The 15,953-nt window shown below is 50.7% G+C and carries 9 protein-coding genes and 1 pseudogene; 6 read left to right on the plus strand and 4 right to left on the minus strand.

Annotation, left to right across the window (positions count from 1 at the left end; all coding sequences use genetic code 11):
- Window positions 1–26 precede the first annotated feature (26 nt).
- Together HWI92_RS10010 and HWI92_RS10015 are read right to left on the minus strand one after the other, a co-directional pair.
- Window positions 27–3,164, minus strand: a complete 3,138-nt coding sequence (locus HWI92_RS10010) for a SusC/RagA family TonB-linked outer membrane protein (protein ID WP_204663300.1) — start codon at window positions 3,162–3,164, stop codon at window positions 27–29.
- Window positions 3,165–3,623: 459 nt separating this feature from the next.
- Entirely contained in the window at window positions 3,624–4,034 is a 411-nt protein-coding gene (locus tag HWI92_RS10015) for a hypothetical protein (protein ID WP_229249261.1), read from the minus strand.
- Between the two features lie 742 nt (window positions 4,035–4,776).
- On the opposite strand from HWI92_RS10015, the pseudogene HWI92_RS10020 reads away from it, so the two are divergent.
- The 5 genes and pseudogenes from HWI92_RS10020 to alaS all read left to right on the plus strand — a co-directional run.
- Window positions 4,777–6,801 (plus strand): annotated as a pseudogene (locus tag HWI92_RS10020) (glycoside hydrolase family 9 protein); the annotation flags it as partial.
- A gap of 357 nt (window positions 6,802–7,158) precedes the next feature.
- Window positions 7,159–7,386, plus strand: a complete 228-nt coding sequence (locus tag HWI92_RS25595) for a T9SS type A sorting domain-containing protein (protein WP_374757898.1) — start codon at window positions 7,159–7,161, stop codon at window positions 7,384–7,386.
- Window positions 7,387–7,519: 133 nt separating this feature from the next.
- On the plus strand, window positions 7,520–8,077 hold the full coding sequence (locus HWI92_RS10025) for an RNA polymerase sigma factor (protein WP_204663304.1): 558 nt from the start codon (window positions 7,520–7,522) through the stop codon (window positions 8,075–8,077).
- A gap of 55 nt (window positions 8,078–8,132) precedes the next feature.
- The gene (locus tag HWI92_RS10030; protein WP_204663306.1) at window positions 8,133–8,450 is read left to right on the plus strand and encodes a hypothetical protein; all 318 of its coding nucleotides are present in this window, start codon (window positions 8,133–8,135) and stop codon (window positions 8,448–8,450) included.
- 231 nt (window positions 8,451–8,681) lie between these two features.
- On the plus strand, window positions 8,682–11,336 hold the full coding sequence (gene alaS / locus HWI92_RS10035; protein ID WP_204663308.1) for an alanine--tRNA ligase: 2,655 nt from the start codon (window positions 8,682–8,684) through the stop codon (window positions 11,334–11,336).
- Between the two features lie 34 nt (window positions 11,337–11,370).
- On the opposite strand, the gene HWI92_RS10040 is transcribed toward alaS, so the two are convergent.
- A complete protein-coding gene (locus tag HWI92_RS10040; protein ID WP_229249264.1) occupies window positions 11,371–13,152 on the minus strand; it encodes an STN and carboxypeptidase regulatory-like domain-containing protein in 1,782 nt (593 codons plus the stop codon).
- A 168-nt stretch (window positions 13,153–13,320) separates the two neighbouring features.
- Window positions 13,321–14,814, minus strand: coding sequence for a catalase (locus tag HWI92_RS10045; RefSeq protein ID WP_204663310.1), 1,494 nt, complete (start codon window positions 14,812–14,814; stop codon window positions 13,321–13,323).
- 175 nt (window positions 14,815–14,989) lie between these two features.
- On the opposite strand from HWI92_RS10045, the gene HWI92_RS10050 reads away from it, so the two are divergent.
- Window positions 14,990–15,922 carry a hydrogen peroxide-inducible genes activator gene (locus HWI92_RS10050; protein WP_204663312.1) on the plus strand — a complete coding sequence of 311 codons (933 nt, stop codon included), beginning with the start codon at window positions 14,990–14,992 and terminating at the stop codon, window positions 15,920–15,922.
- Window positions 15,923–15,953 lie beyond the last annotated feature (31 nt).

Below are 15,953 nucleotides of genomic sequence, written 5' to 3' on the forward strand. Positions count from 1 at the left end.
GGATCAGATGTTGAATGTTGGAAGGATCAGAATTTCACGTTCAGCCCGAATGTAGTAATGCGGGTAGCCGGGGTCACATCGTTGTTTACGTTTCCGTCAGCAGACTCTGGGTCGATACCGTTGTACTTGGAGCGGTATTTGGAAAAAATAAATGGCTGCTGTACACTGGAAAACAAACGCAGACTCTCTATACCGATCCGCTGCGCAAACTTGGGCGTGAAAGTGTAGCCGAAGTTAATGTTCCGCACCTTCACGAACGAGCCATCAAAGTAAATAAAGGATGTGTTGTACACCGGGAATTCCTGGTTGAAGTTTGGCCTTGGGAACTCATTGGTGGGGTTATTGGGTGTCCAGTAGTCCACTTTGATCTGATTGTAGCGGCCTTGCAGCGTCAGGCTGTTCTGGTGGAACTTGCTGACAATTTTCTGCCCGATTCTTGCAAAAACAAAGAATGAAAGATCAAATCCCGCATAACTAAACCGGTTGGTGATACCACCCTGCCACTTTGGAATATCGGACCCGAGGATCACCCGGTCATCGGCACTGATCACGCCGTCATTGTTCGTGTCCTGCAACTTGACCTGACCTACCGCAAAGCCATAAGCCTTTGCCTGGTCTGCTTCACTCGTTTGCCAGATGCCCAGTTTTTTATAGTCGTAAAAAGAGTTGAGCGGCTTGCCGATAAACCATTTGTTACCCGTATCATCCACTTTTCCATTGTAGAGTGAAATGATTGCCTCATTGTTTTTGTAAAACGTAAAATCCGTCGTCCACTTGAAGCCCGACTTGGTATTTACGTTTACTGTCGAAATGCCTACTTCCACACCCCGGTTGCGCGTTTCACCCACATTCCGCGTCACGGCATTGAAACCGATCGAGGTAGGCAGCTGGTCGGACAGCAGCAGGTCGGTAGTATTGGTCTGGTAGAGTTCCACGGAGCCGGAAACGCGGCCTGCAAACAAGCTGAAATCAACTCCCACGTTCCGGGTTGCGGAAGATTCCCATTTCAGATCGGGATTGCCGATGGTATTGGGCCGGTACCCGTAGGCTGCGGTAGTACCCCAGGCGTACGAGGTGCGGCCCAGCAAAGCCTGGGTTTGATAAGGTGAAATCCCCTGATTACCCGTCAAACCGTAGCTCACACGCACTTTAAGCTGGTCGAGCCAGGATACACTTTTCAGGAAATCCTCATTGCTCAGGTTCCAGGCCAGGGCTATGCCGGGAAAAGTACCATATTTATGGTTTTCACCGAACCGTGTAGAGCCGTCGCGCCGGGCAGTAACCGTCAGCAAATACTTGTCTTTGAAATCGTAATTAACACGCAGCATGTACGAATTCAGCGTCCATTGGATCAGGTTACTGCCTACGCCCAGCACCGTATTGGCATTTCCTACATTGTAAAACTCCTGCCCCTCTACCGGTACACCCTGTACGGACACGTTGTTGAACTCGAAATTATCATGCTGCAGTGATTGCAATGCCGTCACATTCAGGCTGTGGCCATTGTTGAAGGTCTTGTTGTAGGTCAAAATATTTTCGACGGTGTAGTTAAACCCAAACTGGCTGTTGGTAGCTGCCGTAGGATTGCCTCCTTTGATATCATTGGTTTGCGCCCCTATAAACCGGCCCGCCCTGGACAAACTGAAATCAGGACCAAAATTCACCCGGTATTTCAAACCCTGCAGAATACTTACTTCGGCATAAAGGCTGTTAAAAATCCGGTACTTGCGTGTTTCGTCAATCTGGGCGCCTTTGACAAGCTCAGCCATGGGATTGGTCAGAAGCGCATCGGTAGTTTGTGCGAAAATCAGCTTACCGGCATCGTCGTAGGCTCTTGCAAGCGGATTTTGACCGATGGTGTACCCATATGGATTGCGGTTGGCTCCGTTCCGGAGACTGTACATGCCATAAGACGAGATGCCTACCCTGATCCTTTTGTTGATATTATGGTCAATGTTGACGCGGATGGACGTGCGTGTAAAATCCAGTCCCGGAATGACACCTTTGTCCTTGAAAAAACCACCCGAAAAGTAGAACTGCGTTTTTTCATTTCCGCCCTGCACGCCGATCGAATGATTTTGCTGAAAACCGCGCTTGATCATCATTTCCTGGTAATCGGTCGTCCGATTCTGGGCAATACCGTCCAGCTCGATGGGCTCAAACAGTTTGGAATCCGCATAGGTATCAATCACGCCGGTCGCTACGGGATTTCCGTTGGCATCCTTGTAAGTACCCAGTGTACGCCTCGACTCGCGTTTCAGCTCGGCATACTCAGGTCCGGTCAGGAGTTTTATTTTATCCAGTGCATCCGTAAAACCCACATAGGTATCGTAGCTGACGGTCGTTTTGCCCTTGGTAGCACCCCGCTTGGTGGAGATCAGTACCACCCCATTCGCACCTCTCGCGCCGTAAATAGCTGTCGCTGTGGCATCTTTAAGGATTTCCATGGAAGCCACGTCGTTCGGGTTCATATCTTCATACCCGCCCGACACAAAGTCGAAGGGACGCGTCGCCATGAGCTCATTCCGGTCACCGGATAAGGGAATACCATCCACGACATAAAGCGGGTTGTTGCCCGCATTGAAGGATCTGCGGCCACGGATCAGGATTTTCGGGACAGTGCCCGGCTTGCTGCCCGACTGCGCCACGTCGACGCCGGCAACACGGCCCTGCATGGCCTGTCCAAGGTTGGTAATGGGCATTTCATTGATCTGCTTGGACGTCACCGACGATATGGCGCCGGTTAGCTGGCTTTTCTTCTGGGTACCATACCCCACCACCACGACTTCACTCAGCGTTTTCATATCGCCTGAGAGTGTGACATCGATCATGCTCTGACTGCCCACGGCAACCTCCTGGGTTGTGAATCCGACCGCGGAAAAAACGAGTATTGCATTGTTGTCGGGCACCTCCATGGTGAATTTGCCATCGACATCGGTGTTGGTACCCGACCGGCTGCCTTTCAGTACCACGGACACGCCGGGAACGCCTGTATTGTCTTCGGCAGAAACGACCCTGCCCGAAACTGTTTTGTCGATCCCTGCGACGATTACGGCAAGGTCAGGATTTTTGGCGAGGGCTATGTCCGGTGCCCCGCATAGTGCGACACCCGCAAAAGATAGTTGGACAAGACCATAGCATGCATTCGTAAACCTTTGTTTCATAAGCTCCGACTTTTTGAAGTTGCTGATTTCTAAACCCTGACGTGAAATGAGGCACGTCCCCTTACAAGATTACCTTATATTTATTCTGTAAATATTTAAATAATATACAACTGAGACGCAAAGAAAAGTTTGTTGGGCAGGAGCATTGCGCAGAATTGAACAATTTCTTTAGTCATACTATTTAGTACTATTCTGCAATTTATATCTGTGGTTCAGGATAGAGATTTGAACAATCAATTGGAAGCTCAGGGCAAATTTTATTTCCGCAACCGTTGTCGGGAACGATGCCATTGTGAAAATTTATCTCAAAATAATGATAGCATCTTGCAGCAAATGCAAAGTTGATAAGAATGAACAGGGTATGTTCATTCAGCTGTATTTTGTATTATAGAAAGAAAATATTGGTATGTGTCCTACCGGAGAAATGCCCCGCCACGAATGCGGCTGGCAGAAGGTGCATCAGTAATTTTTAAAGAAAAAGAAAATAAGGAACACCAGTACGGTGAGCGACATAATGAGCAGAATGAGTCCTTCGAACCGGGCATTACTCATCCACTTTACCGATGCTTCCCCCGAATCTTTGTCCGTGCGGATGTCCAGCGAGGTACGGATCCGTCCCCAGAGCGAATTGACTTCCTGGTTGGTAAGGGTGTCGGGCTTCCAGTCTGAGGCAAGCAGCACAAGTTCCCGCGCCCGCTCCACGGTTTCTTTGCAGGAAGGATAATTGTTGATCCATCCTTCCCAAAACGATCGCACAGAAGGATCGTCGGGAAAGCGTACCCATCTGATGAACAGGTTTTCCATTGCAAGCTCCTCAGCCGATAACTCCGAAAACGGTTTCATTTCTGGCACATTAGTAAGTTTATGCATTCAGGTTAACAATAGTGCCCTGCAACACGCACAGCAGCCATTTTATCCTACACTTTGGTTTAAAAAAGTGCCCGGCAACCGGTTTATACTCAATTTCTGAAAGATATAGCAAGCAGGCCGTCCGGCGGATATTACATACCGGGCAAACTGTTTGATGTAAACAGCATATGCCGCAAACCAGCGGATTGTCTGTGCTGCAAACAGCCGGTTTCAGCCTATGCGCCTCACACTATACACACATTTTTTGATGCTGTTGATCCACCTTCCGGCTATGGGTCAGGATATAGTGCTGTGGAATGGAGAGGCCTCCGGCACCATATGCAGTACGGCTTACGGCCTGGTCATTTCGGCTATAGAAGCACACTCCGGCAGCTCATGCTTCCTGGCCAAACCAGACGGCAATCATGCCAGCCGCCTGGGCCTCAACTGTTCGGGCAAATGGCGCTCCGATCTCAGCAATTTCAACGAGCTTCGTTTTTTTGTCAAAGCGGCAACAGCCGGAGCATCATTAAGGGTACGGTTCACCACCTACTTTGCTGCCGGCAAGTGGGTTGATGTAAGCTCTTATGCAGCTGCTGCCGACGGTTCCGGCTATCGTGAAGTAATAATTCCCGCAGATTCCATGCGGACCCCGGCATATGACCTGAGCTCCGTAGAGTACCTGGAATTTGGCACAGTGCCCGGTACTCAGGGCAACTTCTATGTGGATGATATCAGCGTAGCAGATACCAGGCCACCCACTATGCAGCTGAGCCTTGTTTCTGACCAGGTGGTTTGCCTGACGCTGAGCGAGGCGCCGGATACAGCAGCGTTGTACAACGTGGAGCATTACCTGCTTGCAAATGAGCAGCACGGCCCGATACACCCCGCCAGAATCGGGCGGCATTATTTTGTAAAAAGCATCAGGCCCGGCTCCGGGGCGGCGGAGGTTGCGTATGCTCTGTACCTTATTTTCAATGATAAACTGAAGAGCGGCTCAGCATACCAGCTTACGGTACCTGTTGTCAAAGATCTCGCTGGAAATAGTACGGGTATTGATACATCCTTTACTTTCACGGACGAGCATATTTCTGGAAATGTAAAAGTAAACCAGCTTGGTTACCAGCCCGCCGGACCAAAGCTGGGCAAGCTCGGCAATTTTCTGGGCGACGCCTGGTCTATGCCCGTTGACACCGTACATCCGCCTGCTTTTGAGGTCAGGAATGCTCAGGGTGCAGTCGCATTCAAAGGTTCCTGCAAATACCTGAAGGCGGATACGGCTTTCAGCGGCGAACGGGTATTTGAGCTCGATTTTACAGCCCTGACGACTTCCGGCAACTATTACCTTTATGTGCCCGGCTATGGCCGCTCACCCAATTTTGCAATAGCTACCACGGCGTACGACGAAGCCGCCTATCACACGGCCAGGGCATTGTACTACCAGCGTACCGGGAACCTGGATGCGGCATTTGCAGGCGCGTGGTTAAGGAAAGGATTACCTGCTTCAAAGGCCGTGATTCACATCTCACACAACAACTCTCCCCTATACACCCCATCCGACTATCCTCCCGGCACCATGCTGCCGATGAGCAAAGGCTGGTTTGACGCCGGCGATTACGGCCGGTACGTTCCCACTGCCGCAAGCGCCCTTTTTATTCTGTTCACCGCATGGGAGCTGTATCCGACAAAATTCACCGACAATCAGCTCAACATTCCCGGGCAAAATAATAATGTTCCCGACTGGCTGGATGAAATCCGGTACGAAACCGACTGGCTGATACAGATGCAGGCACCTGACGGCGGGGTCTACTTTCGTGTCACACCCGCCAGCTGGTCGCAGGGTTTACCCGAGCAGGAGCAGAACACGCTGTTTATTTCGGAAAAAACCACCCAGTCCACGGCCTTATTCTCCGCCGCAATGGCGATGGCTGCACGCAACTTCCAAGCTGTCTGGCCCGGCTATGCCGACTCCTGCCTTTCCGCGGCCGAACGTGCCTGGGGTTTTCTGCAAATGCATCAACAAGCTTCTTTACCAGTGAACGTTCCGGGGATTTCAGCAGGTCCATACCCGGATCCGGAAGACCGTGATAACCGGGCGTGGGCTGCGGCTGAACTTTATAAAACGACGGGCAACCCGGTTTACGAAGCAGATTTCCGCAAGTGGTACGGGCAGATTCCGCATCAGTTTCATGCGACGATGAGCTGGCAGCAGCACACATTCAAGGCAGCCTGGGCGTATGCTTCGGCAGGCCATCCCATACAGAATGAGATTGTGGATGAATTCAGATCAGCCCTGACCAATGAATTGCTGGCGAATTATAATTCCAGAACATGGCAGGTACATCCCTACCGGGGCGCTTATCATCCCTACAAGGGTTTTGTAGGTTACGGTACGTTTGGAATGGCACAGAGCTATGCTTTCGATTATATTTTGCTCAGCTTTCTGTTTAAAAATCCGGCGCTCCTGGACCACGCACGGGTACAACTTGACATTCCGCTGGGCAACAATCCGCTCGGGCAAAGCTACATTACAGGGCTTGGCGTGCACCCGCCCGAGCACCCGCTGCATTGGTCTACTGCTACGGGCGTGTTTCCTGAACCTGTGCCCGGTGTACCTGTTTTCGGGCCGGCTGCCTCGCTCCTGATGAACAGGCCTTCGTCGCTGGCCATTCAGGATTCGGCAAACAGATATCCTGCTGGCTACCTTAAAGACGATCCCTACCCGGTCCTCCGCCGGTATACCGATGCGCGCGAAGCCGTAGAAATGTCGGAATTCACGATTCAGGAAATAGCAGTTACAGCAGCCGTCTTCGCGTTTTTCAGTAGCACCGTAAGTACCCCTTTGCCCGTAAAGTTCGCCTCATTTACCGCCACTGCCCGTGAATGCAGGGTGATCCTGGAATGGCGTACTGTTATGGAAGACAACGCAGCTTACTATCTTATCGAGCGAAGTACGGACGGGGTGCATTTTGCGAAAATCGGAAGCGTACCGGCTGCTAATGAGGCTGAGGGAATGCACGCATACACCTTCACAGATTCACTGCCGGAACCCGGAAACTACTACCGCATACACGAGACAGATACCGGAAGCTCTGAGACATTCTCCAAAGTTGTTGCGGCCACGCCGCCCTGCCGTGCATTGCCGGTGCGCATTGCCAGAACAGCACGCCGTCAGTTTCTGATCAGTGCGGAAAATAGCAGCCGTGGCACTTTGCATATCACGCTCTTTGATCTTCGAGGACGTATTATGGTTGAGCACCAAAAGAGCGCAAACCAAGCAGTACTAGACGGAGCCGCTTTGCCGCCCGGCATTTACATTCTTCATGTTGAAAGTGATGGTGAGTACCATTCCTCCAAGCTGCTGATGGAATAAAACCTGCCGTATATTCAGCCAGGCCAGCCGCCTGCATACCCGCAAAGGTTACAGGATCAATACCAGGGTCAGCGGGCTTTTTCAGGCAGTGATTTCAGATAGATTTGCCGGCACACACCATACACATACTTTTTTGAGCAAAAAGGCAAAGTTTCCGGAAGAAGACCTGGCTGTGCTGATTTCAAATGGCAGCGAGGATGCATTTCAGCAGCTGTATTACACTTATTTTCAGCGTATTTACAATTATGCATTGCGGTTTATCAAAGCCGGTGAGCTGGCTGAGGACATTGCGCAGGAAGTTTTTATCAAAATCTGGGAGCGCAGGGATGCGCTGGCTCAGGTGCAGCATTTGAAAAGCTACCTGTATAAAACCTGTAAAAACATGGCGCTCAATATGCTGGCCAAAGCCGCCCGCGATACCCGGCTCCGCGAACAGATCATCGCGGCCGCGACCACGTTTCATGATGACACGGAGGCAGGTGCGCGGCAGCAGGAATATGAAAATTGCCTGAAAGAGGCCATAACAGCACTTCCGCCACGTCGCAGGCAAATTTATGAGCTGGTCAAGCTGGAAGGAAAAAGCTATGAGGAAGTAGCAGCTGAGCTGCATATTTCGCCGGGCACTGTCAACGATCATATTGTAAAAGCTACGCGCAGTGTGCGGGAGTTTCTGCTGCGCCGCGGCATCTGAACCTAGTTTTATCCGCAATGCGGGCGCTATATATCACCCTTTCTCAATTCACTATATGGAGGAAATTTACATCAAGTCCATCATCCGCCGCTTTGCAGACAATACCTGCAATGAGCATGAACTCCGGTTTTTGTTTCAGTCCATGAAAAATGAGGAGGTACTTCAATGGATGTCCGACATCATGGATGACGCTATTTACGAAAGTGAAGACTCCCCGCCCGACTTGACCCCCAACCGGACCATCCAGCAGTTCGCCGACCTGGAAGCAAGAATGTGCAACAGGCTTTTTGAGCGGTTTTTTTCCAATGCTGTTGCCGGAAAACAAGGGCTCACAGACAAGGCACATCATGCTGAAAACTACCAGACAGAGTAGCAGAAAAACCTGCTCTCACAGCATATGAACCCGGCATTGGAAGTTGCCCTTCCATAAATTCTTCACACCTCAATGCGACAATTATGAAAATGACAATCCATCCGACTAGCCTATGTTATTTTACGGATGCCGGGAGCACATGCTGCCACTGTCTGCTTCTTAGCCCCATTTAGCAGATTTTCTTTACCTTTGCGCTCATTTTATGAAGATAAAGGTATCAAAGCAGCTACAATGACCTCGCATCAAATCCGACAGGCTTTTCTTGATTTTTTTCGCAGCAAACAACACCTGATTGTCCCTTCGGCGCCCATGGTGGCCAAAAACGATCCTACCCTGATGTTTAATAACTCGGGTATGGCGCAGTTCAAGGACTTTTTTCTTGGCAATGGTACCCCGCCTTCCCAGCGGCTTGCAGATACGCAAAAATGTCTGCGGGTATCCGGTAAGCATAATGACCTGGAAGATGTTGGTTTTGACACCTATCACCATACCATGTTTGAAATGCTCGGCAATTGGTCATTTGGTGATTACTTTAAAAAAGAAGCAATTACCTGGGCATGGGAGCTGCTTACCGAAGTGTACAAGCTGCCCAAAGACAGGCTCTACGTTTCCGTTTTTGAAGGAAATCAAAAAGACGGAGTTCCTTTTGATCAGGAAGCCTGGGATTTGTGGAAAGGCATTGTGGGAGAAGATCGGATCATTCTCGGTAACAAAAAGGATAATTTCTGGGAAATGGGCGATACCGGTCCATGCGGTCCCTGTTCAGAGATACACATTGACCTGCGGCCGGAGGCTGACATCGCCGGAGTGTCCGGCAAATCCCTGGTGAATAACGACCATCCGCAGGTGGTGGAGATCTGGAACCTGGTTTTCATGCAGTTTGAACGCAAGGCTGACGGTTCGCTCATACCGCTGCCAGCCACACATGTGGATACCGGAATGGGTTTTGAACGCCTTTGTATGGCTATACAGCAAAAAACATCGAACTACGATACGGACGTTTTCAGGAATACCATTGGAGTACTGGAAACGCTTTCAGGCAAACAGTACGGCGCTAATATCGAGCCGTTTGCAGACATTGCCATGCGCGTGATTGCCGACCATATCCGGGCTGTGGCATTTGCCATTACGGACGGACAGCTTCCTTCCAATGTAAAGGCGGGATATGTGATCCGCCGGATCCTGCGCAGGGCAGTGCGGTACGGATATTCTTACCTCGGCTTCCAGGAACCGTTTTTCCATAAGCTGATCCCTATTATTGCGGATCAGTTTAAAGACGTGTTCCCTGAACTGAAAGCACAGGAAGATTTTGTAACAAAAGTGATTCTGGAAGAAGAAAAAAGCTTCCTGAAAACCCTGGAATCGGGATTGAAAAGGCTTGACACCATTACTTCAACGCTCACTGCCAAAGGATTGACGGTGATTGAAGGGACGGAGGTTTTTGAGCTCAGCGATACCTTCGGATTTCCGGTGGACCTCACCGCGCTGATCGCACGGGAAAAGGGATTTCAGATCGATGAAGAAGGTTTTCAGAATGCATTGGCAGCGCAGAAAAACCGCTCACGCCAGGATGCGGCCAAAGAAGCCACCGACTGGATTGAGCTGCGTGATGCCGACGACATCGCGTTTCTGGGATACGATTTTGAAGAAACGCACAGCCATATTGTAAAGTACCGGAAGGTGAAGACCAAGACGGGAGAAGAATACCATATCGTACTCGACCGTACGCCATTCTATGCAGAAATGGGTGGTCAGGTTGGTGATACGGGTGAGCTCATTCTGAATTCAGAAGCGCATGGAACAAAGTCGGTGCGGATTGTGGATACCAAAAAGGAAAATGATCTGTTTGTCCATATTTCGCGTGACCAGCATTTGGACGAAGCATTGCAGCAGGCCGGGCCGGTAGTAGCGCGCATCGACACGGCACGCCGCAACAGGATCAAATCCAATCACAGCGCCACGCACCTTATGCTTTCTGCGATGCGGGAAATCCTGGGAAGCCACGTCGGGCAAAAAGGTTCGTTCCTGAATGACGAGGTGCTTCGCTTCGACTTCTCCCACTTTTCGAAAGTGACTGATGAAGAACTTGAAAAGATTGAAGATCGGGTAAATGAAAAGATCCGGGAAAACATCGCGCTGGAAGAACGCCGGAACGTGCCCATCCAGCAGGCGCTTGCCGAGGGTGCGACGGCTACTTTCGGGGAAAAATATGGCGACTTTGTACGTCTGATCATCTTTGACCCTAAATATTCATTTGAACTTTGCGGTGGTACGCATGTCCCTTCCACAGGCGAAATCGGCGTCTTCAAATTTATTTCGGAAGGCTCTGTATCGGCGGGCGTACGCCGGGTAGAGGCAGTAACGGGTGAAAAAGCGCTTGAAATCATGCGCAGGCAGGAAGAAACCCTGAATAAGATCAAAGACCTGCTGAAAAATCCAACGGACCTGGTGAAGTCTGTGGAAAGCCTGCTCGAAGAGCGGGCGGCATTGCAGAAAAAGATTGCCGTTTTGGAAAATGAAAAGATCCAGACGCTGAAAACGGCACTGATCAACAGTATGGAAACGCACCGCACTTTTAACCTGATCGTAAAAAAAGTGGAGGTGCCAACAGCAGATTCGTTGAAGCAGCTTTCTTACGAGTTGCGCGACCAGGTCGAGAACCTGATCGCTGTATTTGGGACTGAAATTGGCGGCAAGCCTCAGCTATCTGTTTTCATTGCTGAAAATATCGTACAGGAAACCGGGCTCAATGCCGGTAAAATAGTAAAGGAACTGGCCAGAGAAATTCGCGGTGGCGGCGGCGGGCAGCCTTTCTTCGCCACCGCGGGAGGTTCGGATGCATCCGGGCTGGACCTTGCGCTGGAAAAAGCCAAAGGGCTTTTTTGACAAAATTCAACCGAATAATTGCATGGCGGCCTGATTACCTCAGGCCGCTTCCATATCGCCAGCTCACGCCTGCCTGCCAGCCGATCCACGAGGTCATTTCATCCGCGATGCGGTAAGTCCGGTACCCTTTTGCAGGATATTTTTTATACCCGTCCTTCAACTTCTGATCATCGTCATACTGGTAAAACGAGAAGGCCGGACCGGCAAACAACAGCAGCCTTTTGCCCAGTTTCAACGTTGCTGCGAGCTGCACCCGGTGCAGAAAAGAAATATCATCCCAGTTGCCCAGGTAGATGTTTTGTGTTCCCAGCTCCGCCGTCATACCCAACCGTTTGAACGGAAAAAACTCCCTGCCTATCCCTGCGCCAAAGGTATATGCCTTACTTCCCTCCTCCCACGAAGCCCCTGCCTGCAGTACTGTATAAAAATGATGCGTCCCCAGCTTCCAGGCAACATTCACAGGCACAATTTCATTGGTATACACAGACACATTGGAGGTACTGTTTTTAATGAAATTCAGCAACCCGATACTCGCTCCGGAAGAGCTGTCGGCCACGTTGATTACTCCGATCTGTACTCCTTTCAGCCGGTGCGCGTAGTTTACAACTCCGATCTGGGTACCCTTCACCGTCTTTTTACCAATATTCACCCCGCCGGTAATCTGAGCGCCTGAAACATCCTCTTTGGCCAGGTTGACTGCACCCGATACCTGCAATCCGTCGAGATCATCCGAAGCCTGGTTATAGGCGCCTGAAATTTGAGCGCCGGTTATTTTCTCTGCTGCTGTACTGGCAAAGCCGCTTACCTGTGCGCCATGCACAGATCCTTTTGTTTTGTTGGCAAAGCCTGCTACCTGCGCTCCTATAACCGACTGTGTCACGTGGTTCAGCAAACCGGCAATCTGTGCGCCTTTTACATCTCCCGAAACAAGATTGAAGCCACCGGCGATCTGTGCGTACTGCACGTTTCCATTTGAAATATTAAATCCGCCCGCGATCTCGGCTCCATCCGTACCGCCGGTGTAGCCGCCTGCCAGGTTCAATGAAAACTTGTTGATTACCTGCGAGCTCATTCTGCCCTGCGTGCTCAGGCCGGGTGTGAGGGAAGCCTGGTATGGGAGTGACACGAAAAATTGTCTAATATTCTGACCCTGCGCCTGAAGGCGGGCGGAAAGCAGCAAACGTCCGAGCCAGGTAGACGCACTGCCCGACTGCCTGACAATCAGCGTATCGAGGTTCACAACGTGCTGCCGGATACTTATCCTGACTGGTTCCTGGCGGGCATTTTCCAGAACCAGCGTCGTATCCCCATATCCTATTTTACTGATGCTCAGCGAAACCGGATACGCACTTTCCCTCACTTTAAGCTGAAAATGTCCGTCTTCGCCGCTGAGGGAAGATATGAGCAGCTGGCGCGAGTATACACTGGCAAAATCCACCGGATTGTTCGTCTCTTCATCATAAATGTACCCGTTGATGAAGTTGGACTTTTCGCGCGCCGGCGGCAGGATGATCAGGTACTCCCCTTTTTCTTTGTATTGGTAATTGGTTTTAAAAAGCTGCCCCAGTACCTGCTTTACGGTTTTTTCACTCACATTAAGACTCACCAGGCTGTCGCCGGGAACCAGGTTACTGTTGTAGGAAAAACTGAATTTGCCCTGAGTACTGATCATTTTCAGCACCGACGAAACCGCTTCCTGTTTGACTTTCACAGTTACAATCCTGTTGAGCAGGTGCTGACCCTGGCACATCGCCGGAAAAAACAGGAGCAAGACAGCATATCTTAGCAAGGCTGGTAGTCCGAAAATCTTTTTCATATCGAAAGTTAAATGGTATTTGAAAAATGCATTCAGACAAGCGGCATGAAAAAAGCCCGGTCAGGTTGCTCTACTTGGACAACCGACCGGGCTCTTACCCCCATGTGGAATGATAAATCTGTTTAATGCAGAGCGCAATAAAGACGCCTTTCCAAACCAGGCACCAGATCAGTGGTGGGCAAACATCGACGCATCTATCTCAATGCCAAGCCCTTCTGCAATGCGTGCACCCAGTTCCGGGTCGGCGCGGAAAAAGTGGCATAGCTGCCGGTTAAGGATCACCTCGCGCTTGGGGCCATTGACGGCGGTGAGGGAAGCCAGCAGGTTGTTGACCTGCGTGGTCCTTTCCTCGTCCGTAAATACCTGCCTGAACAACACACCCGGCTGGGTGTAGTGGTCATTTTCATGCTCACCATTGCGGTCGTACCAGTCAGCAGTAAGTGAATCCAGCTGCAAAGCGGGCTCTTTATAACTGTGATCTACTTCAATATCATCAAAACTGTTTGGAAAGTAGTTGGGGGCGTCACCGCCGTTTCCATCCAGCCGCATCTGTCCGTCACGCTGGTAATTGTTCGTCGCGTACGGGCACCGGTTTACCGGCAGCTGCTCGAAGTTGGCGCCCAGCCGGTAGCGGTGCGCATCCGGGTACGCGAGCAAGCGGCCCTGCAGCATTTTGTCGGGCGAGTAGCCGATACCATCTACTACATGCGACGGCGCAAATGCAGCCTGCTCCACATCTGCAAAGAAGTTATTGGGAATTTTGTTCAGTTCGAGCGTACCCACGTCGATCAGCGGGAACTCGCCCTGCGGCCACACCTTGGTCAGGTCAAAAGGATTCCAGCGGAAAGTACGGGTTTGCTCCTCCGTCATGACCTGAATCTTCATTGCCCATTTTGGAAAATCACCCGCGTCGATAGACTCCACGAGGTCGCGCTGCGCCCAATCTGCGTCCATACCCTTCATCCTGCCCGCTTCTGCATTCGTGAAGTTTTTGATTTTCTGCAGCGTCTTAAAGTGGAACTTCACGTATACACGCTCATGCTGACTGTTGATCAGCGAAAAGGTATGGCTTCCAAAACCGTGCATGTGGCGGTAGCTGTATGGCGTGCCGCGATCGCTGAACAGGAACATGATCTGGTGCAGGCTCTCGGGATTGAGCGACCAGAAGTCCCACATCATGGTTGCACTTTTACAGTTGGTGCGCGGATCCCTCTTTTGGGTATGTATAAAATCAGGAAATTTCTTAGGGTCTTTGATAAAAAAAATAGGCGTATTGTTCCCTACCAGGTCCCAGTTGCCATCCTCCGTATAAAACTTTAATGCAAAACCCCGCGGGTCACGTTCGGTATCTGCCGATCCTTTTTCACCGCCCACCGTCGAGAAGCGCAGAAAGACCTTTGTTTCCTTCCCTACTTCACTGAAAAGCTTCGCTTTGGTGAACTGCGTAATATCATGTGTGACCGTGAAGGTACCATAGGCGCCGGAACCTTTTGCGTGGACAACCCTTTCCGGTATACGTTCGCGGTTGAAGTGGGCCATTTTTTCGTGCAGGAATACATCCTGCAACAAAACCGGCCCACGCGGACCGGCAGTCATGGAATTTTCATTTTCAGCATACGGCCTTCCCGAAGCTGTGGTCAGCTTTTTCTTTTCGTCCGACATTGTGATGTGCTTTTAACTGGTGAAAAAAATTATGTCACAATGCTAGCGGGTTCAGGATAATAAATCAAAATGATTGTTTTTATATTTGTATAAATTCAATCTATTTACCTGCAAGTTGAAGCGGCTAACCCGGCTGGTTTTCTTCACAAGCTTTTAGTGACCATTTACAACCCTGATGAACATTCAACAACTCGAATACATTGTTGCAGTAGATAATTACCGGCATTTCGTTCAGGCGGCGGAGCACTGCAATGTGACCCAACCTACCCTTTCCATGATGATCCGCAAGCTGGAAGAGGAACTCTCCATCAAAATTTTCGATCGTACCAAGCAGCCGGTCGTACCTACCGGCATTGGCCGCGAAGTGATTGACCAGGCTAAAACCGTGCTGCGTGAAGCGTCAAGGATGTCGGAGATTGCAAAGCATTTCAATGGTGACCTGTCGGGCGAGCTGCGGATCGGTGTCATCCCGACCATCGCGCCGTACCTGCTGCCGCACGTGGTCAATCCATTTATAACGGAATATCCCCAAATTCGCCTGCACGTCTCCGAAATGATCACAGAGCGGATCATCACCGACCTGAAAACGGGGAATCTGGATGCGGGTATTGTTGCTTCCCTGGCAGAAGAGAGCAGCTTATATGAGATCCCGCTGTACAAGGAGCGTTTTTTTGCATTTGTATCCGAAAACACGGGGCTGTTTTCCAAACAGTACATTTTGCCATCCGACATTGAGCCCAATGAGCTCTGGCTGCTCGAAGAGGGCCACTGTTTCCGCACCCAGATCCAACGCTTGTGTGAACTAAGCCGCAACAGCCAGTTCGGCAGCAGCTTTAACTATCGTTCGGGCAGCATCGAAACACTGATCCGCCTGGTGGAGAAAAACGGCGGGATCACGATCCTGCCCGAGATGGCCGTCCACGAACTTTCCGAGGAGCGGCGCAGGCATATCCGGAACTTCCGTTTTCCCGAGCCCGCCCGCGAAGTGTGCCTGGTAGTCAGCAGGGAGCAAATGAAAAGCCGCCTTATTGATGCATTGAAGTCGGGGATCATCGGCCACCTGCCCGTAAAAATGGCGGGCGACGAGGCCGGGATCCGGGTACTCTGACGAATGCAGGGTAATTGTGCATTTGTCAAAT

Origin of the sequence: Dyadobacter sandarakinus (assembly GCF_016894445.1) — a bacterium.
Classification (GTDB): Bacteria; Bacteroidota; Bacteroidia; order Cytophagales; family Spirosomataceae; genus Dyadobacter; species Dyadobacter sandarakinus.

Bases quoted from the DNA above. Each gene is read 5' to 3' on its own strand.
- HWI92_RS10010 (WP_204663300.1), bottom strand. From the start codon at position 3,164: ATGAAACAAAGGTTTACGAATGCATGCTATGGTCTTGTCCAACTATCT.
- HWI92_RS10015 (WP_229249261.1), bottom strand. From the start codon at position 4,034: ATGCATAAACTTACTAATGTGCCAGAAATGAAACCGTTTTCGGAGTTA.
- HWI92_RS10030 (WP_204663306.1), top strand. From the start codon at position 8,133: ATGGAGGAAATTTACATCAAGTCCATCATCCGCCGCTTTGCAGACAAT.
- alaS (WP_204663308.1), top strand. From the start codon at position 8,682: ATGACCTCGCATCAAATCCGACAGGCTTTTCTTGATTTTTTTCGCAGC.
- HWI92_RS10040 (WP_229249264.1), bottom strand. From the start codon at position 13,152: ATGAAAAAGATTTTCGGACTACCAGCCTTGCTAAGATATGCTGTCTTG.
- HWI92_RS10045 (WP_204663310.1), bottom strand. From the start codon at position 14,814: ATGTCGGACGAAAAGAAAAAGCTGACCACAGCTTCGGGAAGGCCGTAT.
- HWI92_RS10050 (WP_204663312.1), top strand. From the start codon at position 14,990: ATGAACATTCAACAACTCGAATACATTGTTGCAGTAGATAATTACCGG.